Annotated in this window: 18 protein-coding genes; 11 read left to right on the forward strand and 7 right to left on the reverse strand. The window is 73.6% G+C overall.

Annotation, left to right across the window (positions count from 1 at the left end):
- The first annotated feature begins 16 nt into the window (after window positions 1–16).
- From Q5694_RS24135 to Q5694_RS24145, 3 genes are read left to right on the forward strand one after another with little or no spacing between them, the layout of a single operon-like run.
- Window positions 17–1,582: a 4-coumarate--CoA ligase family protein gene (locus tag Q5694_RS24135; RefSeq protein WP_333935371.1), complete on the forward strand. Its 1,566-nt coding sequence runs from the start codon at window positions 17–19 to the stop codon at window positions 1,580–1,582.
- Complete coding sequence (locus tag Q5694_RS24140) at window positions 1,579–2,313, forward strand: enoyl-CoA hydratase family protein (protein WP_333935372.1); 735 nt, start codon at window positions 1,579–1,581, stop codon at window positions 2,311–2,313. The genes Q5694_RS24135 and Q5694_RS24140 overlap by 4 nt, the downstream gene beginning before the upstream one ends.
- Entirely contained in the window at window positions 2,301–2,912 is a 612-nt protein-coding gene (locus Q5694_RS24145; RefSeq protein ID WP_333935373.1) for a TetR/AcrR family transcriptional regulator, read from the forward strand. The genes Q5694_RS24140 and Q5694_RS24145 overlap by 13 nt, the downstream gene beginning before the upstream one ends.
- 19 nt (window positions 2,913–2,931) lie before the next feature.
- Here the strand turns inward: Q5694_RS24145 and pdxH are convergent, their stop codons facing one another.
- The gene (gene pdxH / locus Q5694_RS24150; RefSeq protein WP_333935374.1) at window positions 2,932–3,600 is read right to left on the reverse strand and encodes a pyridoxamine 5'-phosphate oxidase; all 669 of its coding nucleotides are present in this window, start codon (window positions 3,598–3,600) and stop codon (window positions 2,932–2,934) included.
- A 282-nt stretch (window positions 3,601–3,882) separates the two neighbouring features.
- On the opposite strand from pdxH, the gene Q5694_RS24155 reads away from it, so the two are divergent.
- Window positions 3,883–4,983 carry a citrate synthase 2 gene (locus Q5694_RS24155; RefSeq protein ID WP_333935375.1) on the forward strand — a complete coding sequence of 367 codons (1,101 nt, stop codon included), beginning with the start codon at window positions 3,883–3,885 and terminating at the stop codon, window positions 4,981–4,983.
- A gap of 21 nt (window positions 4,984–5,004) precedes the next feature.
- Here Q5694_RS24155 and Q5694_RS24160 read toward each other — a convergent pair whose 3' ends face one another.
- Window positions 5,005–5,520 (reverse strand): HIT family protein, encoded by a 516-nt coding sequence (locus Q5694_RS24160; protein WP_333935376.1) that lies wholly within the window; start codon window positions 5,518–5,520, stop codon window positions 5,005–5,007.
- Between the two features lie 492 nt (window positions 5,521–6,012).
- Between Q5694_RS24160 and Q5694_RS24165 the strand changes: the two genes are divergently transcribed.
- A complete protein-coding gene (locus Q5694_RS24165) occupies window positions 6,013–7,416 on the forward strand; it encodes a PAS domain-containing protein (protein WP_333935377.1) in 1,404 nt (467 codons plus the stop codon).
- A 112-nt stretch (window positions 7,417–7,528) separates the two neighbouring features.
- On the opposite strand, the gene Q5694_RS24170 is transcribed toward Q5694_RS24165, so the two are convergent.
- Window positions 7,529–8,284, reverse strand: coding sequence for an SIS domain-containing protein (locus Q5694_RS24170; protein WP_333935378.1), 756 nt, complete (start codon window positions 8,282–8,284; stop codon window positions 7,529–7,531).
- A gap of 291 nt (window positions 8,285–8,575) precedes the next feature.
- Between Q5694_RS24170 and Q5694_RS24175 the strand changes: the two genes are divergently transcribed.
- Together Q5694_RS24175 and Q5694_RS24180 are read left to right on the forward strand one after the other, a co-directional pair.
- On the forward strand, window positions 8,576–9,268 hold the full coding sequence (locus Q5694_RS24175; RefSeq protein ID WP_333935379.1) for a metal-dependent transcriptional regulator: 693 nt from the start codon (window positions 8,576–8,578) through the stop codon (window positions 9,266–9,268).
- A gap of 769 nt (window positions 9,269–10,037) precedes the next feature.
- Entirely contained in the window at window positions 10,038–10,937 is a 900-nt protein-coding gene (locus Q5694_RS24180) for an alpha/beta fold hydrolase (RefSeq protein ID WP_333935380.1), read from the forward strand.
- Between the two features lie 32 nt (window positions 10,938–10,969).
- On the opposite strand, the gene Q5694_RS24185 is transcribed toward Q5694_RS24180, so the two are convergent.
- The 3 genes from Q5694_RS24185 to Q5694_RS24195 form a co-directional block, all read right to left on the reverse strand.
- Entirely contained in the window at window positions 10,970–12,592 is a 1,623-nt protein-coding gene (locus Q5694_RS24185) for a transporter (protein ID WP_333935381.1), read from the reverse strand.
- On the reverse strand, window positions 12,589–13,380 hold the full coding sequence (locus Q5694_RS24190) for an ABC transporter ATP-binding protein (protein WP_333935382.1): 792 nt from the start codon (window positions 13,378–13,380) through the stop codon (window positions 12,589–12,591). Before Q5694_RS24190 ends, Q5694_RS24185 begins: the two co-directional genes overlap by 4 nt.
- A 110-nt stretch (window positions 13,381–13,490) precedes the next feature.
- Complete coding sequence (locus Q5694_RS24195; RefSeq protein ID WP_333935396.1) at window positions 13,491–14,153, reverse strand: bifunctional DNA primase/polymerase; 663 nt, start codon at window positions 14,151–14,153, stop codon at window positions 13,491–13,493.
- A 309-nt stretch (window positions 14,154–14,462) separates the two neighbouring features.
- On the opposite strand from Q5694_RS24195, the gene Q5694_RS24200 reads away from it, so the two are divergent.
- Window positions 14,463–15,848 carry a transcriptional regulator gene (locus Q5694_RS24200; RefSeq protein ID WP_333935383.1) on the forward strand — a complete coding sequence of 462 codons (1,386 nt, stop codon included), beginning with the start codon at window positions 14,463–14,465 and terminating at the stop codon, window positions 15,846–15,848.
- 200 nt (window positions 15,849–16,048) lie between these two features.
- A complete protein-coding gene (locus Q5694_RS24205) occupies window positions 16,049–17,749 on the forward strand; it encodes a hypothetical protein (protein WP_333935384.1) in 1,701 nt (566 codons plus the stop codon).
- A 10-nt stretch (window positions 17,750–17,759) separates the two neighbouring features.
- On the opposite strand, the gene Q5694_RS24210 is transcribed toward Q5694_RS24205, so the two are convergent.
- Window positions 17,760–19,070 (reverse strand): ABC transporter substrate-binding protein, encoded by a 1,311-nt coding sequence (locus Q5694_RS24210; RefSeq protein ID WP_333935385.1) that lies wholly within the window; start codon window positions 19,068–19,070, stop codon window positions 17,760–17,762.
- A gap of 117 nt (window positions 19,071–19,187) precedes the next feature.
- On the opposite strand from Q5694_RS24210, the gene Q5694_RS24215 reads away from it, so the two are divergent.
- Together Q5694_RS24215 and purU are read left to right on the forward strand one after the other, a co-directional pair.
- Complete coding sequence (locus Q5694_RS24215) at window positions 19,188–19,688, forward strand: SCO4402 family protein (RefSeq protein WP_333935386.1); 501 nt, start codon at window positions 19,188–19,190, stop codon at window positions 19,686–19,688.
- Between the two features lie 122 nt (window positions 19,689–19,810).
- Entirely contained in the window at window positions 19,811–20,692 is an 882-nt protein-coding gene (purU, locus tag Q5694_RS24220) for a formyltetrahydrofolate deformylase (protein ID WP_333935388.1), read from the forward strand.
- Window positions 20,693–20,852 lie beyond the last annotated feature (160 nt).

A 20,852-nucleotide genomic window follows, 5' to 3' on the forward strand; every position in this document is an offset into this window, starting at 1 on the left:
CGAGGAGGAACCAGCCATGTTCCGCAGCGAGTACGCAGACGTCCCACCCGTCGACCGGCCCATCCACGACGCCGTCCTGGCCCGGGCCGCCGAGTTCGGCGCGACCCCCGCCCTCGTCGACGGCACCGACGGCACCACGCTCACGTACGAGCAGGTGGACCGGTTCCACCGGCGCGTCGCCGCCGCCCTCGCCGACACCGGGGTCCGCAAGGGCGACGTCCTCGCCCTGCACAGCCCCAACACCGTCGCCTTCCCGACCGCCTTCTACGCCGCCACCCGCGCGGGCGCCACCGTCACCACCGTGCATCCGCTCGCCACCGCCGAGGAGTTCGCCAAACAGCTCACGGACTGCGCGGCCCGCTGGATCATCACCGTCTCACCGCTGCTCGGCACCGCCCGGCGCGCCGCCGAACTCGCGGGCGGCGTAAGGGAGATCTTCGTGTGCGACAGCGCCACCGGCCACCGCTCCCTGATCGACATGCTGGCCACCACCGCCCCCGAGCCCCGGGTCGCCATCGACCCCGGCGAGGACGTCGCCGTCCTGCCCTACTCCTCCGGCACCACCGGCACGCCCAAGGGCGTCATGCTCACCCACCGGCAGATCGCCACCAACCTCGCCCAGCTCCACCCCGCGATCCCCGCCGGCCCCGGCGAACGCGTCCTGGCGGTCCTGCCCTTCTTCCACATCTACGGCCTCACCGCCCTGATGAACGCCCCCCTGCGGCAAGGCGCCACGGTCGTCGTCCTGCCCCGCTTCGACCTCGAACAGTTCCTCGCGGCCATCCAGAACCACCGCATCACCGCGCTCTACGTCGCCCCGCCCATCGTCCTCGCCCTGGCCAAGCACCCGGCCGTCGCCCAGTACGACCTGTCGTCGCTGAGATACATCATCAGCGCCGCCGCACCCCTGGACGCCCGCCTCGCCGCCGCCTGCTCCGCACGCCTCGGCCTGCCGCCCGTCGGCCAGGCCTACGGCATGACCGAACTCTCCCCGGGCACGCACGTCGTCCCCCTGGACGCCATGCGCGACGCCCCGCCCGGCACCGTCGGCAAGCTCGTCGCCGGCACCGAGATGCGCATCGTCTCCCTCGACGACCCCGCCGAGGACCTCCCGGCCGGCGAATCCGGGGAGATCCTCATCCGCGGACCGCAGATCATGAAGGGCTACCTCGGCCGGCCCGACGCCACCGCCGCCATGATCGACCCCGACGGCTGGCTGCACACCGGCGACGTCGGCCACGTCGACGAGGAGGGCTGGCTGTTCGTCGTCGACCGCGTCAAGGAACTCATCAAGTACAAGGGCTTCCAGGTGGCCCCCGCCGAACTCGAAGCCCTCCTCCTCACCCACCCGGGCATCGCCGACGCCGCCGTCGTCGGCACCTACGACGACGACGGCAACGAGACCCCGCACGCCTACGTCGTCCGCCAGCCCTCCGCCGCCCTCACCGAGGAGGACGTCATGGCGTACGTCGCCGAACGCGTCGCCCCCTACAAGCGGGTGCGCCGCGTCACCTTTACCGCCGGCATCCCGCGCGCCGCCTCCGGCAAGATCCTGCGACGCCGACTCAGGGAGCGCACATGACCCTCGTGACCCGCACGCGCACCCGCGCCGTGGACACCCTGACCCTCGACTCACCGGACAACCGCAACGCCCTGTCCGCGGCCCTCGTCACCGAGCTGGCCGACGCCCTCACCGACGCCGGCCGGGACAGAGCCGTCCGCGCGGTCGTCCTCACCCACACCGGCAACACCTTCAGCGCCGGCGCCGACCTCAAGGACCCTCCGCGCCCCGAGGCCCTGGTCGCCCTCCTGCGCCAGATCGTCGAACTGCCCCAACCCGTCGTCGCCCGCGTCACCGGACACGTCCGCGCCGGCGGCCTCGGCCTCCTGGCCGCCTGTGACATCGCCGTCGCCGCCACCACCGCCACCTTCGCCTTCACCGAGGTCCGCATCGGCGTCGCCCCCGCCGTCATCTCCCTGCCGCTCCTGCCCCGCGCCGATCCGCGCGCCCTGTCCCGCCACTGCCTCACCGGCGAACGCTTCGACGCCGCCGAAGCCACCGCGGCCGGCCTGCTCACCGCCCACGCCGACGACGTCGACACGGCCCTCACCCCCATGCTCGACGGCCTGCGCAAGTCCGCCCCCGACGCCCTGGCCGAGACGAAACGGCTGCTCACGGCTAGGGTGCTGGAAGCCTTCGACCGGGACGCGGAACACCTCACCGCGCTCTCGGCCCGGCTGTTCTCCTCCGCACAGGCACGCGAGGGGATGACGGCCTTCCTCGAACGACGGGATCCGGCATGGGTGGTGTGAGCGCGGTCGACCGTGCGGAGAGAGTCCCCAAGCAGGACCGCAGCCGGGCCACCCGGCAGCGGCTCCTGGAGGCCGCCGTGGCCTGCCTCGCCGAACACGGCTGGGCGGGCTCCACCGTCTCCGTGGTCGCCGAACGCGCCGGTGTCTCCCGCGGCGCCGCCCAGCACCACTTCCCGACCCGCGAGGACCTCTTCACGGCAGCGGTCGAATACGTCGCCGAGGAACGCTCGACCGCCCTGCGCGCCCTCTTCCCCGACGGCGCCGCGGGCGACCGCCGCGCCGTCGTGGCCGCCCTCGTCGACCTCTACACCGGGCCCCTGTTCCGCGCGGCCCTCCATCTGTGGGTCGCCGCCTCCAACGAGGACCAGCTGCGCCCCCGCGTCACGGAACTCGAATCCCGGGTCGGCCGCGAGACCCACCGCATAGCCGTCGAACTGCTGTCCGCCGACGAAACCGTCCCCGGCGTCCGCGAAACCGTCCAGGGCCTGCTCGACATGGCCCGCGGCCTCGGCCTGGCCAACCTCCTCACGGACGACGCCCCCCGCCGGGAACGCGTGGTCGCCCAGTGGGCCGGCCTCCTGGAAGAAACCCTCGGCTGAGAACCCTGCCGGCGCCGGCTCAGGGGCACAGGCGCTCCACCCGCCAGCTGCCGTCCGGCTGCCCCACGTACCGCAGGCGGTCGTGCAGGCGGTTCTCCCGGCCCTGCCAGAACTCCACCGTCCGCGGCGCCACCCGGAAACCGCCCCAGTGCGGCGGCACCGGCACCTGCTCGCCCTCCGGATACCGCGCCGCCAGCTCCGCGTAGGCCGCGTCGATGTCCGCCCGGGTCGACACCACGGACGACTGCGCGCTGGCCCACGCCCCCAGCTGGGAACCGTGCGGCCGGCTCCGGAAGTACGCCGCCGTCTCGTCCCGCCCGGTCCGCCGCGCCACCCCGGACACGATCACCTGCCGCGCCATCGGATGCCACGGGAACAGCAGCGAGACGTACGGGTTCTGCGCCAGGTCACGCGCCTTGCGGGAGTCGTAGTTCGTGTAGAAGACGAACCCCTGCTCGTCGAAGTGCTTCAGCAGGACCGTACGGGAACTGGGCCGCCCCTCGGCGTCGGCCGTGGAGACCACCATGGCGTTCGGCTCGAACAGCCCGCCGTCCGTCGCGGCCTGCTTGAACCAGCGCGCGAACTGCTCCACCGGGCTCGCGGCCAGCTCGCTCTCGGCAAGTCCGTCGGCCCGGTACTGCTTGCGCATCGAGGCCAGATCGAAGGGGACGGCGTCGCGGTCGGTCACCCGGTCATCTTGCCGTACGGACGGTGTCCTTCGTCACTGCATGGCACTCAGTGCCGCGACCCCTCCCCAATCCTGACACCCGGGGATATCGTTTCCGTGCCGTTGCGGCCGGATGACCGCCGACCGCACGGGGCATCACAGGGAGGACCGGCCGGGACCGCGAGTCGCCGCAGACGACCGCGGATCCGTCGGACGGTCGCCCGCTCGCCAGCTGACCGACACGGTGCCTTCGGCCCACCCCGCAACGCACCATCTGTCACTTACACCACGAGGAGCCGCCTGATGTCCGACTTCGTACCCGGGCTCGAAGGAGTCGTCGCGTTCGAGACGGAGATCGCCGAACCGGACAAGGAGGGCGGCGCCCTCCGCTACCGGGGCGTCGACATCGAGGACCTCGTCGGCCACGTCTCCTTCGGCAACGTCTGGGGCCTGCTCGTCGACGGTGCCTTCAACCCCGGCCTGCCGCCCGCCGAACCCTTCCCCATCCCCGTCCACTCCGGCGACATCCGCGTCGACGTCCAGTCCGCGCTGGCCATGCTCGCACCCGTCTGGGGCCTCAAACCCCTCCTCGACATCGACGCCGAGCAGGCCCGCGAGGACCTCGCCCGCGCCGCCGTCATGGCCCTGTCCTACGTCGCCCAGTCCGCCCGCGGCCAGGGCCTGCCCATGGTCCCGCAGCGCGAGATCGACAAGGCCCAGTCCGTCGTCGAACGCTTCATGATCCGCTGGCGCGGTGAGCCCGACCCCAAGCACGTCGCGGCGGTCGACGCCTACTGGACCAGCGCCGCCGAGCACGGCATGAACGCCTCCACCTTCACCGCCCGCGTCATCGCCTCGACCGGCGCCGACGTGGCGGCGGCCCTGTCCGGCGCCGTGGGCGCCATGTCCGGCCCCCTGCACGGCGGCGCCCCCTCCCGCGTCCTCGGCATGATCGAGGAGATCGAACGCACCGGCGACGCCGAGGCCTACGTGAAGAACGCGCTCGACAAGGGCGAACGCCTCATGGGCTTCGGCCACCGCGTCTACCGCGCCGAGGACCCCCGTGCCCGCGTCCTGCGCCGCACCGCCCGCGAACTCGGCGCCCCCCGCTTCGAGGTCGCCGAAGCCCTGGAGAAGGCGGCCCTGGCCGAACTCCACGCCCGCCGCCCCGACCGGGTCCTCGCCACCAACGTCGAGTTCTGGGCGGCCATCGTCCTGGACTTCGCCGAAGTCCCCGCGCACATGTTCACGTCCATGTTCACCTGCGCCCGCACGGCCGGCTGGTCCGCCCACATCCTGGAGCAGAAGCGCACCGGCCGCCTGGTCCGCCCCTCGGCCCGGTACGTGGGCCCGGGCAGCCGCAACCCCCGCGAGATCGAGGGCTACGGCGACATCGCCCACTGACCCTTCGCCCCCGTTCCCCCCTCACGGCCCCATCCGCTCCCCGGGTGGGGCCGCACCCGCACCCCGCCCCGGCAGCCGGTCCAGCTCCTCGCCGACAGCGGCCCGCAGCGGACCGTGCCGCACCCCGAGCGCGTACCGCTCCTCACGCCACATCCGCCGCGGATAGAGCCACACGGGCCGCCGTACGAGATCCGCCGGCTCCCAGTCGTAGCGCGGCCACACATGCGCGTGCAGGAACGGGTCGGTGTTCCCCAGGATCTCCAGATTGACCCGCCGGAACCCCGGCTCCAGCCGCCGGCAGGCCCGCTCGACGGCCTCCCCGAGCCGGTCCATGCCCTCCAGGAACGCCAGGCGCCTGCCGCGCGGCAGCTCCGACAGCCGCTGCACCGCCGGATCGTCGGTCAGCAGCACCGAGTAGCCCGGCAGGAACTGCACGTCCCCGATCACCGCGAACCCGGCCTCCAGCCTGCGCAGCACCGTGGGATTCTCGCCCCGCAGAGCACTGCCGACCCGGTCGGAACGCCACCCACCGGCCACGACCACACCCCCGAGAACGCGGAACGCCGTGAAAACACCGAGAACGCAGACGACCCGCGAGTCCGGGTCCTCCAGTGGAGGAGCCGGCCGGACGTACCGGCGACTCGCGGGTCGGGTGACTGCTTGAGATTGGGCCGGCTGCGCGCTTCGATCACACGCTGGTCCGGCACCGCACTGAGTGTGGTGACGAGCCGCTAGCCCGCAGCCACCTCACGCGTCCGGTTCTCATACATCTGCCGAACCACCTCCCTTCTCGTGTACCTGGAACCCTAAGAAACCGTTCCGCTCGGGATCAACTGTTTTTCTGAGAGCTCGACCTCGTGATGCGGGGTGCGAGGCGGTGGCCGGGGCGTTGACGTGGGGATTGCCGCCGTACAACGATTCCTTCAATGTTGTGGGAACTCGGTGTGCGCCCGGTCACGTTCAAGTTGAATGATTGCAAGGAGCGAACCGACGTGCCGTGCGTGCGGACGCAGCCTGCAGGGGGTCCAGGTGAGTGCTTCCCGGCGTAGTGGGACCACCGACGAGCTGGGGCCCGACGAGCCCGGGCGGGACGGTTCGGACGGTTCCGGTTCCGATCTGCTCGCCGCGCTGCTGGACGGGATGGACGCGGCGCTGTGCGCGTTCGACGCCGACGGGGTCGTGACGCACTGGAACCGCGAGGCCGAGCGGATTCTCGGCTGGAGCGCGGAGGAGGCCGTCGGGCGGCGCGGGCTGGCCGGCTGGGCGGTGCGCAGCGCGGACGCCGAGGAGGTCGAGAGCCGGCTGCTGTCGGCGATGCACGCCCCGGGGCGGCAGGTGCACGAGTTCGCGCTGCTGACCAAGGACGGCGGCCGGGTGCTGGTGCGGACGCAGTCGGCGGCGGTGCGGGGGCCGGACGGGAAGCCCGCGGGGGTGTACTGCGCGTTCAGCGAGGTGCACACGCAGATCGACCTCGAGCGGTCGATCGCGTTGAGCGAGGCGCTGTTCGAGGACGCGGGCTGGGGTGTCGTGCTGGTCGACGCCGATCTGCGGCCCGCCGTGGTGAACGCGCACGCGGCCCGGGCGCTGGGCACGGGCCGTACGTCGGTGCTGGGGCGGCCGCTGGGGGAGCTGCTGGCGCAGGGCGTGGAGGAGCTGGAGAGCGCGCTGCAGCACGTGCTGGCCCAGGGGGCGCCGCCGGAGCCGGCCGAGGTGTGGGTGAGTGTGCGCTCGCCGGAGGGCGAGCGGCGGCGGTGCTGGCGCAGCGGTTTCCTGCGGCTGGCGTCGCCGTTGGCGGAGGAGCCGGTGCCGTTGGGTGTGGGCTGGCTGTTCCAGGACGTGACGGAGTCCAAGCAGGCGGAGCAGGAGGCGTCGCTGCTGCGGTTCCGTGCGCAGCAGTTGCACCGGGCGTCCCGGGCGGCGGCGGAGTGCGAGGACCCGGGGGAGGCGGCCACCGTGCACCTGGACTTCGCCCTGGCGGGGTTCGCCGATCACGCGCTGATCGACCGGGTCGCGCAGGGGTCGCCGGCCGGTGAGCAGGACGGGGGGCCGGTGCGGCTGGTGCGGGTGGCGGCCACGCCGTCCGGCGCGCCGGGCCCGAGCAGGCTGTCCGGCCGCGCGGGTCTGCCCGTGCGGTACGCCGAGGGGCATCCGGCGCTGCAGTGCGTGGAGCGGGCGGGTGCGCTGCGGGCGAGCGCGGGGGCCGCGGCGCCGGAGGAGGCGCGGGCCTGGGCGGTGTCCCGGCAGTGGCCGCCGGACGCGGTGCACGCGCTGTGCGCGGTGCTGCGCAGCCGGGGGCGGACGCTGGGCGTGGTGACGTTCCTGCGGGGCGCGGGCCGCAGTGCCTTCGAGCGCGCGGACGCGATGTACGCGGAGGACGTGGCGGTGCGGATCGCCGCGGCCCTGGACCTGGCGGAACTGACGGGCCGCGGCTGAGCCCGCCGGGCCGCTCCCGGCGGCCGGGTCACCGACGGCGGGTGCCGTCCCGCGCCGGCGGTGGGTCGCCGGGGACGCCCTCGGGGGTCCCGGCCGGCCTGCCCGGAGGGTGTCAGTGGCGGTAGAAGATGCGGTCGGCGTACTGCTCCATGACGCGGGCGTTCCAGTCGTGGCCGCCGTCGACGTTGCCGGAGCGGAGCAGTGGGGGTTCGATGCCGCGGGCGGCGAGCGTCGTGGCGGTGGTGGCCATGACGGCCTGGAGCAGGGCGCAGGTGACGACCGTGGAGGCGGGGGCGAAGGGCGCGGGGATGGCGTCGTGGGTGAGTTCGGCGTCCCCGACCGCGATCCGGGAGTCGAGCACGAGGTCGCAGTGGTCCTTGAGGTACGTGCCCGAGCTGTGCCGGGACGTGGTCTGGGAGGCGTAGGCCACCGAGGTCACGCCGATGACCTTCACGCCGAGGGCGCGGGCGTGCAGGGCCATCTCGACGGGGAGGGCGTTGCGTCCGGACAGGGAGATGATCAGCAGGGCGTCGCCCGCGCGGAGGGGGGAGCTGTCGAGGACGGCGGAGGCGAGGCCGTCGACGCGTTCCAGGGCGGAGCCGAGCGGGGCGGGCATGACGTCGACGCCGACGACACCCGGCACGACGAGCAGGTTCATCAGGGCGAGGCCCCCGGCGCGGTAGACGAGGTCCTGCGCGGCGAGGGAGGAGTGCCCGGCGCCGAAGGCGAAGAGCCGGCCGCCGCTCGCGACGGTGTCGGCGAGGAGGGTTCCGGCCGCGTCGATGCTGTCGGCCTCCTCGTCGCGGACGGTGCGCAGCAGGTCGATCGCGGCGTCGAGGAACTGATCGGCCGGCGCGCGGTCGCTCATGGAGGGTCCCTTCATGCTGGCCTCGTCGTTGTGTCGCGCATCACGGTGCGGTCTGGACCAGTGTGGTGTCAATACGGCCGGGTGCGGGGGGTGCGGGCCGGGCCCCAGTGGGCGGGTGAGCGGCGGAACCCGGGCCGAACCCGGGGCCGTACCCTCGCACGAGGGCGTGTAACCCCCTGCTTTCGCTCCCGCGGCACGGTTGTCGGTGGTATCCGGCAGAATTGGAGGCAGGGCCAGCGCACACGCCGGTGAGCTGTCCAGCCTCCGGCAGATCTCATTCGAGGGGCACGTATGTCCGGACTGATCGACACCACGGAGATGTATCTCCGCACCATCCTCGAGCTGGAGGAAGAGGGTGTGGTCCCCATGCGCGCCCGTATCGCCGAGCGGCTCGACCAGAGCGGGCCGACGGTGAGCCAGACCGTGGCGCGGATGGAGCGCGACGGTCTGGTGTCCGTGGCGAGCGACCGGCATCTGGAGCTGACGGAGGAGGGGCGCCGGCTGGCCACGCGGGTGATGCGCAAGCACCGCCTGGCCGAGTGCCTGCTCGTGGACGTGATCGGTCTGGAGTGGGAGCAGGTCCACGCGGAGGCGTGCCGCTGGGAGCACGTGATGAGCGAGGCGGTGGAGCGCCGCGTGCTGGAGCTGCTGCGGCACCCGACGGAGTCGCCGTACGGCAACCCGATCCCGGGTCTCGAGGAGCTGGGCGAGAAGGACGGCGCTGATCCGTTCCTGGACGAGGGCATGGTGTCGCTGGCCAGTCTGGACCCGGGTGCGGAGGGCAAGACGGTCGTGGTGCGCCGGATCGGTGAGCCGATCCAGACGGATGCGCAGCTGATGTACACGCTGCGGCGGGCCGGTGTGCAGCCCGGCTCGGTGGTGAGTGTGACGGAGTCGGCGGGCGGGGTGCTGGTCGGCAGCGGCGGGGAGGCGGCCGAGCTGGAGGCGGACGTGGCCTCGCACGTGTTCGTGGCGAAGCCCTGAGCCGTCGTGGGTCCGGCCGTCGCGGACAGGGCCGGGGCCGCCGGGGCCGGGCGTCACGGCGGGCCGCGGGTGCGGTTGTCACCGGCTCGGCTTCCTGGCGCCGGGGGACGGGGCTTCCTCGCCCCTGGTGACTCGGCTTCCTCGCGGGTGGCGGCTCGCTGTCCCTCCCAGGTGGTGGCTCGGTTCTCGTCGCGGGTGGGGCCCGGTTCGCGTCGCTGAGCGTGGCGCCGTGGCGTTGGCGCGATCTTTGCCGGTTCCCGTGCGCAGTGCGTCGAAGGGCAGCGCTCGTCCGCTTCCCGTGCGACGCTGGGGCGTGAGGCATATGACCTGAGGGGCTCTGGGCCGCGGCTTGACAGCGATGTCACCCGGCCGGGGAGGGGGCGGGAGGATGCGCCGTCGGAACGTGGAGAGCCCCGGCGCCGTGCGGCGCCGGGGCCTGTCCTCCCCTGGACTGACCCGGAGCCCCGAGCTCTCAGGGTCATTCCCTCGGACCGTTTTTCCCCGAGCGGTCCGCCCCCCGCTGAAGGTCTCCCCTCGCAGACGGCGATCAATCCCCGGGGGCGGTCACTCGATTGAGGGGTGTTGACCGCCGGACGGCCATCCTCGAAAGCGCATTCGATAGTCTGCGGACGGCGTGCGGCACGGGCGCCACCGGCGGTGGCGTGGCACGTCACGCAGGGCAGAAGGCACAGCAGGCAGAACACGGTTCACAGGACCGGACCGGCCGATCGGGCCGGGGGTCCGCGCGAAGCTTGGGGGGTGCCAGGACATGGCGCGACGCATCGACGTGACCGGGACGGGCGGCGTACGCCTCGCGGCCTGGGAGTTCGGCGACCCGCCCAAGCCGGATCCGGCCGCCGCGGCCCCGGACGCGCAGGGTACGCATCCCGCCTCCGACGGGTCCCCGGGCGTGCTGTTACTGCACGGCCTGATGGGCCGTGCCTCGCACTGGGCGCCCACCGCCCGCTGGCTCTCCGAGCGCTATCGCGCGGTCGCCCTGGACCAGCGCGGCCACGGCCGCAGCGACAAGCCGCCGCAGGGGTCGTTCGCCCGTGACGCCTACGTCGACGACGCCGAGGCCGCCCTGGAACAGCTCGGGCTCGCCCCGGTCGTCCTGATCGGCCACGCCATGGGCGCGCTGACCGCCTGGCAGCTCGCCGCCCGGCGCCCCGACCTGGTCCGCGGCCTGATCATCTGCGACATGCGGGCCTCCGCGCTCGGTGCCGCCTCCCAGCGGGAGTGGGACCAGTGGTTCAAGTCCTGGCCCCTGCCGTTCGCCACCCTGGCCGACGTCCGCAAGTGGTTCGGCGAGGACGACCCCTGGGTGGAACGGCCCAATCCGGCCCGGGGCGAGTTCTACGCCGAGGTGATGGCCGAGTCCCCGGACGGCTGGCGCCCGGTCTTCGACCCCGAGCAGATGCTCCGCTCCCGGGAGACGTGGGTGTACGACGCGCACTGGGAGGAATTGGCGCAGGTGCGGTGCCCGGCACTGGTGGTGCGCGGCCTGGACGGCGAGCTGGGCCGCGCGGAGGCCCAGGAGATGGTCCGGGTCCTGCCCCGCGGCCAGTACGCGGAGGTCGCCGACGCCGGCCACCTGGTCCACTACGACCAGCCGGAGGCCTGGCGCGCCGCGATCGAGCCGTTCCTGGACTCGCTGGGCGGCCACTGACGCAGTGCCTCCCCGGCCCCGGCCCGGGGGCCTCACCCCTTGCTCACCGCCGTCAGGATCTCCGGCAGCCGCCGGGCCGTGGGCGGAGCGGCCAGGCGCAGCCCCGCCGCCGTGAGCGCGGCCCCGTAGGCGGTGCCGGCCGGCAGCAGCAGCCAGCCGTAGGCCTCGCCGCCGGCACTGATGTTCAGCCAGATCGTGAGCGCGATGACGGGGGCGCACAGCAGGGCCGCGGCGATCATGCCGCCGAAGATGGAGATCCAGGCGAGCCCGGTCTGCCCCGGGGCGACGTTCTTGTAGCCCTCCTGCGGAATGGAGTACGGGAAGCGGGCTGAGGTCCACGCCCCGGTCGCGAGCATCGCGCCGAGCAGGGCGAACGAAAGCCCGAGCGCCTCGGGCAGCCGCCGCCAGTCGCCCAGCACGGCCGTGGTCAGGACCGTCACGAGCGTCGCGTAGGGCAGGGTGATCAGCAGCAGCGCGTAGGCGCGGGCGCGCAGTTCGACGTAGGCGTCACGGGTGGAGGAGATCGTCATGACGACGATCCAGAACGCGGAGGTGTCCTGCCCGAACTGGTTGTACATCTGGATGCCGAGCATCCCCGCGGCGAAACACGCGAAGTACACCGAGCCCGTGCCCTGCCAGGCGTTGAACACCGGCACGATCAGCCCGATGGCCAGCGAGGTCACCCAGGCGGCCTTGGTCTTCGGGTCGCGCCACACGTACCGGAGGCTGCGCTCCATGACCGTGCCGGTGCGGGCGGCGGCACCTCCCGGGCTTTCGGCACCGGGGGAGGGCAGCAGCCGGGCCAGGCCGGTGGAGGTCCGCTCCCGGGCGGCCGAGTCGGCGGCCGGCAGGGTCGATCCGTCCGGCGAGGTCATCAGCCGTGTCAGGTGTCGTGACCAGACGGCGAGCAGCGCGGCCAGGGCGCCGGCGGTCAGCGCCAGTTGTGCGCCGGCGCGCCCGTACGCCCCCTCGCTCACGGCGTGCACGGCGCCGATCGCCGACGCGGGCGGCACCCAGCGCAGCACGTCCGCCGCCGGGGCGAGTTCGCCCAGGCCCGAGGCGCCGATGCGCTGCGCGCCGAAGTTGACCACCTGCGCGCCGACGGCGACGACGAGCCCGCTGAGCACCGCCAGGTCGCGTCCCTTGCGGCTGGTCAGCAGCCGGACGTTGGCGGCGGCGACGGCCCGGGCCAGCGCCACGCACACCAGCAGCGCCAGGACGACGGCGGCCACGCCGGCCACGAACGCCGCCGCGCCCCGGGCCACCGCGACCACGGAGCCGATCAGCAGGCACAGCGTGAACAGCGGGCCGATGCCCACCAGGGAGGAGGTGAGCAGGGCCCGCATCAGGGGCCGGGGCCGCAGCGGCAGCATCACCAGCCGGGTCGGGTCGAGGGTCTCGTCACCGCCGGGGAAGAACAGCGGCATCACCGCCCAGCCGAGCCCCAGCACCGCCACCGCCAGCACGACCACCGCGTCGGCGTGCGCGTGCCCGCGCAGCGCGATCAGGCCGATCAGCTGCAGGGCGGCGAACAGCAGGGCGAAGACGGCCGAGGTGACGTAGGCGGCCTTGCGCCCCCCGGACCGGCGCAGTCCGTTGCGCAGCAGCGACAGCTTCAGCCGGACGAAGACCGAAGTGATCGCGGGGGTGCTCACCGGGCCCCGCCGCCCAGCCAGTCGAGGTCCGAGCCGGCGTCCCGGCCCTGCGCGCCGACGAGTTCGAGGAAGGCCCGCTGCAACGACGGTGCGTCACCGCGCACTTCGGCGAGCGTGCCGGTGGCGCGGATCCGCCCGGCGGCCATCACCGCGACCCAGTCGCACAGCGACTCGACGAGCTCCATGACGTGGGAGGAGAACACCACGGTGGCACCGGAGGCCGTGTACCGCTCCAGGACGCCCCGGATGGTCTGGGCGGAGACGGGGTCGACGCCCTCGAACGGCTCGTCGAGGAACAGCACCTCGGGGTTGTGGAGGAGAGCGGTGGCGAGCCCGATCTTCTTGCGCATGCCGGTCGAGTAGTCGACGACCAGCTTGTGCTGCGCCCCGGCGAGGTCGAGCACGTCCAGGAGCTGGGTGGCCCGCTTGTCCACCTCGGCCCCGGGCAGCCCGCGCAACCGCCCGGTGTAGGCGAGCAGTTCCCGGCCGGACAGCCGCTCGAACAGCCGCAGGCCCTCCGGCAGCACCCCGATGCGGGCCTTGACCTCGACGGGGTCGCGCCACACGTCGTGCCCGACGATCTCGACGGTTCCCCGGTCGGGCCGGAGCAGCCCGGTCACCATCGACAAGGTGGTGGTCTTCCCGGCCCCGTTCGGCCCGACGAGCCCGATGAACTTGCCCGCGGGCAGCTCCAGATCGATCCCGGCGACAGCGACCTGCTGCCCGAACCGCTTCCAGAGCCCCTGCACACGCACAGCGCTGGATCCCACCGCGCCTCCCTCCGTCACCCTGCACCCTACGGTGGAGCAGCGTGCCCGAAGGGGCGCGGGGAACCGCGCGATCGGCCTCGACGAAGCCGCAGCCGCCGGCCGACCGCAACCCGGCGGACGAACAGGCGCTACCGATCCCGCCCGCACGCGTAGGCCAGCGGCGACACCAACTCCTCGGCATCCGGCAGCCACCGGTTCGCCGGCGTCGGCCGGCAGGCCCACTGCACGGCCCCCCGCGACCCGAACCGCGTGGGCGGCGCGGCCACGTACGCCCCCTCGCCCAGCACGGTCAGGTCCAGCGACGACACCGACCAGCCGAGCTTGCGCACCAGGTCGGGCACCTTCGCCGCGGCCCCCGGCAGCACGAAGAACTCCATCCGCCGGTCCGGCGTGAGCGTCACCGGCCCCAGGGTCAGCTCCATCCGCTCCATCCGCGCCAGCGCCAGGAACCCGGCCGTCTCCGGCACGGAGATCGCGTCGAACGTCCGGCCCGTCGGCAGCAGGATGGACGCGGCCGGCTGCTTCTGCCACATCCGCCGCGCGACGGTGGCGCTGCCCGTCGCCTGCGTCGCCCAGTCGGGGCGCGCCGGGTGTGATCCGGGTGCCGGGCACGCCGCGTCACCGCAGGAGCAGCGCTGGCTTCCGTCGACTGCCTCCAGCCAGGTGCCGGGGAAGACGTCCCAGTGGCGCTCCTCGGCGTAGCGGACGGCGGTCTCCAGCAGCGATTCCCCGCGCTGCTTCGGGATCTGGGCGGCTTCGGGGCCGGCGATCGTCTCTTCCACGATGAACACAACTCCGGTGGTCACCAGGGGTTACGCCCACCCGTGTGCGCGGGGAGGGGCATCGTGCCCGTGGCCGGGGCGCATGGGTGCATGTCCGGGGGCGCGCGTGAGGATCGGCGGCCTCGGGTGGGTAGCCACGAGGGGGGCCGGCGCCAGCCGCAACCCCGGCAATCCTCACATGCCTCGCATTTTCGGCTGGTCGGCGGGGCATTGATCTTCACGGCCGGATCTCTCTCGCCGGGACGCGAAAGGGCCCCGGCCGCGGAAGACACGTCAACTCGGTGCGTGGGCAGGGCACCGCAGCCAAGGGGGTAAGCCATGGCCGCAAGGCCGCTCGTCGCCCGGCAGCCGAACGAACGGCTCCAGGCGCTCATCCAGGAAGCCGGATGCTCCAACGCCGGCCTCGCCCGCCGGGTCAACATGTGCGGCGCCGAGCACGGTCTCGACCTGCGCTACGACAAGACCTCGGTGGCGCGCTGGCTGCGCGGGCAGCAACCGCGGGGCCGGGCACCGGCGATCATCGCCGAGGCACTGGGCCGCAAACTCGGCCGCACGGTCACGATCGACGAGATCGGCATGGCCAACGGCAAGAACCTCGCCTCGGGCGTGGGTCTGCAGTTCTCGCCGACGGTGCTGGGGGCCGTGGAGCAGGTCTGCGAACTGTGGCGCAGCGACGTGGGGCGGCGGGACTTCCTGGCCGGCTCGTCCGTCGCCGCGTCCGCGCTGGTCGAGCCCAGCCGCGACTGGCTGATCTCGGCACCGGACGCGCAGGTGTCACGGTCGGCGGGGCCGCGCGTGGGGCAGTCGGACGTGCAGGCCGTACGGGCGATGACGCAGGCGCTGGTCGACCTCGACCACCAGTACGGCAGCGGGCACGTGCGGCCGGTCGTCGTGCACTATCTCAACAGCGTGGTCTCCGGGCTGCTCGCCGGCTCGTACCGGGAGGCCGTGGGCCGCGACCTGTTCGCCGCGGTGGCCCGCCTGACCGAACTCGCCGGGTACATGGCCGTCGACACGGGCCAACCCGGCCTGGCCCAGCGCTACTACATCCAGGCGCTGCGGCTCGCGCAGGCCGCCGGGGACCGCGGCTACGGCGGTTACGTCCTGGCCGCCTCCATGAGCCACCTCGCCGCGCAGCTCGGGAACCCGCGGGAGATCGCGCAGTTGGCGCGGGCGGCGCAGGAGGGGGCGCGGGGGCGCGTGACCCCGCGGGCGGAGTCGATGTTCCACGCCGCGGAGGCGCGCGGGCACGCCCTCCTGGGCGACGCGCGCGCCGCTCATTCCTGCGCGGGGCGCGCGGTGAGCGCCCTGGAGGCGGCCGACCCCGGAGCCGGTGACGACCCGGTGTGGATCGCACACTTCGACGCGGCCTATCTCGCCGACGAGCTGGCGCACTGCCACCGGGACCTGGGCCAGGCCGAGGCGGCGGCCCGCTGCGCGCAGGAGTCGCTGGCCGGGCACCCGGAGACACGGGCCCGCCGCCGGGCCATCGGCTACGTGCTGCTCGCCACGGCCCAGGTGCAGCAGCGCGAGATCGAGGAGGCGTGCAGCACGGGGATGAAGGCCGTGGAACTGCTGGAGGACCTGCGCTCCAACCGGGGTGCCGAGTACCTGGAGGACTTCCAGCAGCGGCTGGAGCCGTACCGGGACGAGGCGGTGGTACGGGAGTTCGGGGCCCGGCTGGATCTCCAGGCGGCCGCGTGAACACACGCTCCACCGGCGCGTGAACGTGCGGACAACGGCCGCTTGACGCGGGGGAGGTGAACCGCAAGGCGTGCCGTGAGCCGTGCCGTTGCCGCGCTCACAGGGCGGGAGGTCACGTCCTGTGCTGCGTGGCACCGGGCTCCGGGGACCCGGTAGCGTGACCCGACGATTCACAAGGTCCCCCATTAGTAGGAGTCCCGGTGACGCAGAGTGGACAGGGCGAGGAGCCCTCGGCGCGCCCCGCGCGCGAAGGCATCGTGCTGCCCTCGGACGGTGGCGAACCGCTGCTGCCGGGCATGACGGGCGGACCGGCAGGCGCCCCGTCCGGCCACCGTGACGCCTCGTCGGGCGCTCCGGCGGGCGGCCAGATGTGGGGACAGCCCTGGGGCCCCGGCGAGCAGGCGCCGCCCCCGCCGCCGGACCAGGGCTGGCAGTCCCCGCAGGCCCCGCAGTGGACGGGCCCGGAGCAGCAGCAGGGGTGGAACGGCGGACAGCCGTCCGGCGGGCAGGGACCGGGAGCGCTCCCGCCGGAGAACGCACCGCACCCGTACGGCAGCCGGCAGTCCGCCGGGCCGTACGGCACCGACCCCTACGGCGCGCCCGGCGGCGGAGCCGCGCTGCCCGCGCAGGACACCGGCCGCGCCGAGGGGTACGGTCCGCTGCCCCCCGCCGCCGACCCCTACGGCCGTCCCGCGGGCGGCGACCCGCAGGGGTACGGGACCGCGGGCGGCGACCCGCAGGCGTACGGGACCGCGGGCGGCTACGGCACCGCCGGGGCCCCGCTGCCGCCCGCCGCCGGAGCCGGCCACCCGGCCCCGGCGTCCGACGAGGGCGCGACGCAGTACCTGCCGCCCGTCCCGGCCGACGGGTCCGCCGCGGCGACGCAGTACCTGCCGCCCGTGCCCCCGGGCGCCGACGAGGCCGCGACCCAGTACATACCCCCGGTCACGCCGGGGGCGCTGCCGCCCGAGCGGCCCGCGGCGCAGGACCCCGAGGCGACCCGCTACCTGGGCACCGGGCCGCGGGCCGCGGGGATGCCGCCGGCTCCCGGCCCGGACGCCGAGGCCACGCAGTACATCCCGCCGGTGCCCGGCGGCGGGGAGCAGCAGCCGCCCGCCGGCTTCGGCCACCTCTTCCGCAGCGACGGCGGCCAGGAGCCGTCCGGGGCCACGCAGCAGATGCCCCGGGTCGAGGCGTCCGTGCCGCCGCCCCCGCGCGGCCGGCAGTCCTCCCGCGCCGCGGCGGCCCCCGGCCGCTCCCGCGGCGGCCGCACCGGCTCGCGCGTGCCCGTCATCGCCGCCGTCGGCGTCGGCATCGCCGTCCTCGGCATCGGCGCGGGCGCGCTGCTCGCCGGCGGCGGGGGCGGCGGCGACGACGGCAGCGACGGCAGGACCGTGGCCGCCTCCGCGCCCGCCGAGGAGGAGTCCGCCTCGCCGTCCGCCGACCCGGCCCGGGCGCAGGCGGTCGAGCTGGACAAGCTGCTCGCCGACAGCGGGGACAGCCGCAGCACCGTGATCAACGCCGTCGCCGACGTCAAGCGCTGCGCCAACCTCCCGCAGGCCGCCAAGGACCTGCGCGAGGCCGCCAAGCAGCGCAACCAGCTGGTCACCCGGCTCGGCGGCATCGAGATCGGCCGGCTGCCCGGCCACGCCGCGCTGACCACCGCCCTGACCAAGGCCTGGCAGGCCTCCGCCTCGGCCGACGACCACTACGCGGCCTGGGCCGACCAGACCGCCGGCAAGAAGGGCTGCAAGAAGGGCCAGGCCAGGGTCACCGGCCAGACCGCGGCCGGGAACCGGGCCAGCGGTGTGGCGAGTGCCCAGAAGGCCAAGGCGGCCGGGCTGTGGAACGCCATCGCCCGCAAGTACGGTCTGACCGAGCGCGGGCCGACCCAGCTGTGAGCGGCGCCGCTCAGTAGGTGACGTCGGCGTCCTGGAGCGTGCGTGTGGTGTCGACGAAGCCCTTGCGCGCCGACACCAGCCGCCCCTCCCGGACGACCTGCAGGGTCACGTTCGCGTTGACCAGGCGGGGGAAGCCGACGCCGGCGAGCTTGTCCTGGAACCGCCACTGCAGCGTCGGCGTGAGCCCGCCCGTGCCGATGCGCAGCCCGTCGTCGAGGGCCTCGGTGAGGGTGTCGGCGCTCACCTGGCCGCCGCCGAGCGACTCGACGGCCTTCCGGAACACGGTGTAGGCGATGTAGGTCGTCTGCACCCCGGCGTCCGCGGGGTCGACGCGGTTGTCGCCGAAGGCCTCCTCCCGGATCACCCGCTTCATCCCGTCCCAGCGCGCATCGGTCACCACCGGGTACCAGCCCGTGATGTAGGCCCCCTCGTAGGGGCCCGACGCCCCGCCGGTCGCGTCGATCACCGTCTGGTCGACGCTGCCGAGCACCGTGGCCGTGCGGACGTCCGGGTAGTCCTCGCGGGCGCGGCGGAAGGAGTCCATGAAGGTGCCGTTGCGGTCCCCGAGCGCCGGGACCACGCACCCCCGCTCCTCCGGGTCGGCGGTCGTGGTGCGCAGCGCCCGCGCCGCCTGGCCGTCGTACTCGGTGGCGTCCTCCGCGGCGCGCTGGTCGCGTGAGCCCTCGTGGCCGCCCGTCTTCAGGCCGGAGTCGAGCAGCGGGGGCAGCTGGTCGCCCGCGATGGTGTCGGGCCGCACCAGGGCGACCGGCCCGCAGCCGGCGAGCTCCCGGCCGAGACCGGCGAGCAGCGCCGGCTGGCCCCCGTTGACGGGGTAGGACAGGGGGCTGGTGAACTCGGCGTTGGTGATGCCGTAGCCGCCGATGTAGGGGATGCCGGCGCCCTCCAGGGACGGGAAGAAGGAGTCGGCGTGCTGGCTGTAGGATCCGACGACCGCGACCGCGTTCTCCTTGACGGCCCGGCGCGCGCACTTGGCGGCGGCCACGCTGTCGTTGTGGTCGTTGCAGGTCAGTACGTTGAGCGTGCGGCCGTTGATCCCGCCCCGGGCGTTGACCCAGCGGGCGTAGGCCTGGGCGAAGGCGGGCATTCCGGGCTTGTTGGTGGCCCGGGTGCCCTGCGGAGCCCAGGTCATGACGGTGATGGTGTCGTCCCCGGCTCCCCCCGTGGTGCCGGGGACGACACCGCAGCCGGCGAGGAGCGACGCGCACGCGACCGCCGTGCCCGCGGTGAAGAGGCCTTTTCTGGCGTGACGGGTGAGGAGGCCGGGGAGGAATGTGCTGCGGGTGCGTCGCCTGCCGGTCATGGGTCCGCACGATTCCGTCACATGACTAACCCGTGAGTGATCCGCGATCAACGGATGGTGACGTACAGGTGAATTGCGGGGGTTGGTGTGGCCGATGTGGAGGGGAACGTACGATCGATGACCGTGCAAGCTTCGGAGAACTCTTCCCGGCGTGGCCGTCGCTCCTCCACCATGGGCGGCATGCCTGTCAACGACATGCCGTGGTGGCGCTGGCGCAGCAACGTGCGCTCGGCGCTCCACATGCTCTCCGATCCCGCCTTCCAGCGGGACGTCTGGCTGGCCGGTGTGGAGGGCTACGGCGACGTGACCGACGCGGTGTACCGGCTGGTGGAGGACACCTGGCTGGACCACTGGTCGGCGGAGAAGTACGTCGGCACGATCTTCCGGGACTCGCAGGAGGCGGCGCTCGTCGACACGGCCGTGCTGCGGGTGCTGCGGATCATGCACCAGGTGGGGCCGGACGCCCCGGTCGCCGCGTACCTGGAGCACGAGGCGTGGCCGGAGGCGGTGCGGGCGGCCCGGGAGGCCCACGTGCGGCTCGCCGCGAGTGACGGCGAGGAGCCCGACTCCCCGCCGCGCAGCCTGGAGGTCCTGCACCTCATGACGAGGTCCGCCTAGCCCGGCGGGCGCGGCGGCGGTGCTGCGGACGTCGCCCGCGGTCGCCGCCCGCGGTCGTCGCCGCCGGTCCGCGGATCGGGACGATTGCCGGAGCCGCCGTCCCTTGTGGGAACCTGTTCCGCATGAGCGAGCAGTCCTCCAGCGCCCCGGTCCCGCCCGACCAGTACGTCCTGACCCTCTCCTGTCCGGACAGGAAGGGCATCGTGCACGCCGTGTCGAGCTACCTGTTCATGACCGGGTGCAACATCGAGGACAGCCAGCAGTTCGGCGACCACGACACGGGACTGTTCTTCATGCGGGTGCACTTCTCGGCGGACGCGCCCGTCACCGTGGACAAGCTGCGCGCCAGTTTCGCCGCGATCGGCGACTCCTTCCAGATGGACTGGCAGATCCACCGGGCCGAGGACCGGATGCGGGTCGTGCTGATGGTCAGCCGGTTCGGGCACTGCCTGAACGACCTGCTGTTCCGGGCGCGGATCGGGGCACTGCCCGTCGACATCGCGGGCGTGGTGTCCAACCACACGGACTTCGCCGAGCTGGTGGCCTCGTACAACGTCCCCTTCCACCACATCCCGGTGACGAAGGACAACAAGCCCGAGGCCGAGGCGCGGTTGCTGGAGATCGTGCGCGCCGAGGGTGTGGAGCTGGTCGTGCTGGCCCGCTACATGCAGGTCCTCTCGGACGACCTGTGCAAGCAGCTCAGCGGGCGGATCATCAACATCCACCACTCGTTCCTGCCGAGCTTCAAGGGCGCGAAGCCGTACCACCAGGCGCACGCCCGGGGCGTGAAGCTGATCGGGGCGACGGCGCACTACGTGACGGCCGACCTCGACGAGGGCCCGATCATCGAGCAGGAGGTCGAGCGGGTCGGCCACGACGTGACGCCGGACCAGCTGGTGGCGATCGGGCGGGACGTGGAGTGCCAGGCGCTGGCGCGGGCCGTGAAGTGGCACGCCGAGCGGAGGATCCTGCTCAACGGGCGACGGACCGTCGTCTTCGCCTAGGGCCTGTCTGACCATTCCCTCCTGCCACGCACCTGACGCCGCGAGGCCGCCCTCCGGGCGACGGCGGGAATCGTCAGACACGACCTAGGTGTATCGATCACGAGCGTTGCTGACACTGGCGGGTCTTGAACATGGCGAAGACCTCCGATGTGGTGGAGCT

It is taken from the genome of Streptomyces sp. AHA2, assembly GCF_036857595.1.
Lineage (GTDB): Bacteria > Actinomycetota > Actinomycetes > Streptomycetales > Streptomycetaceae > Streptomyces.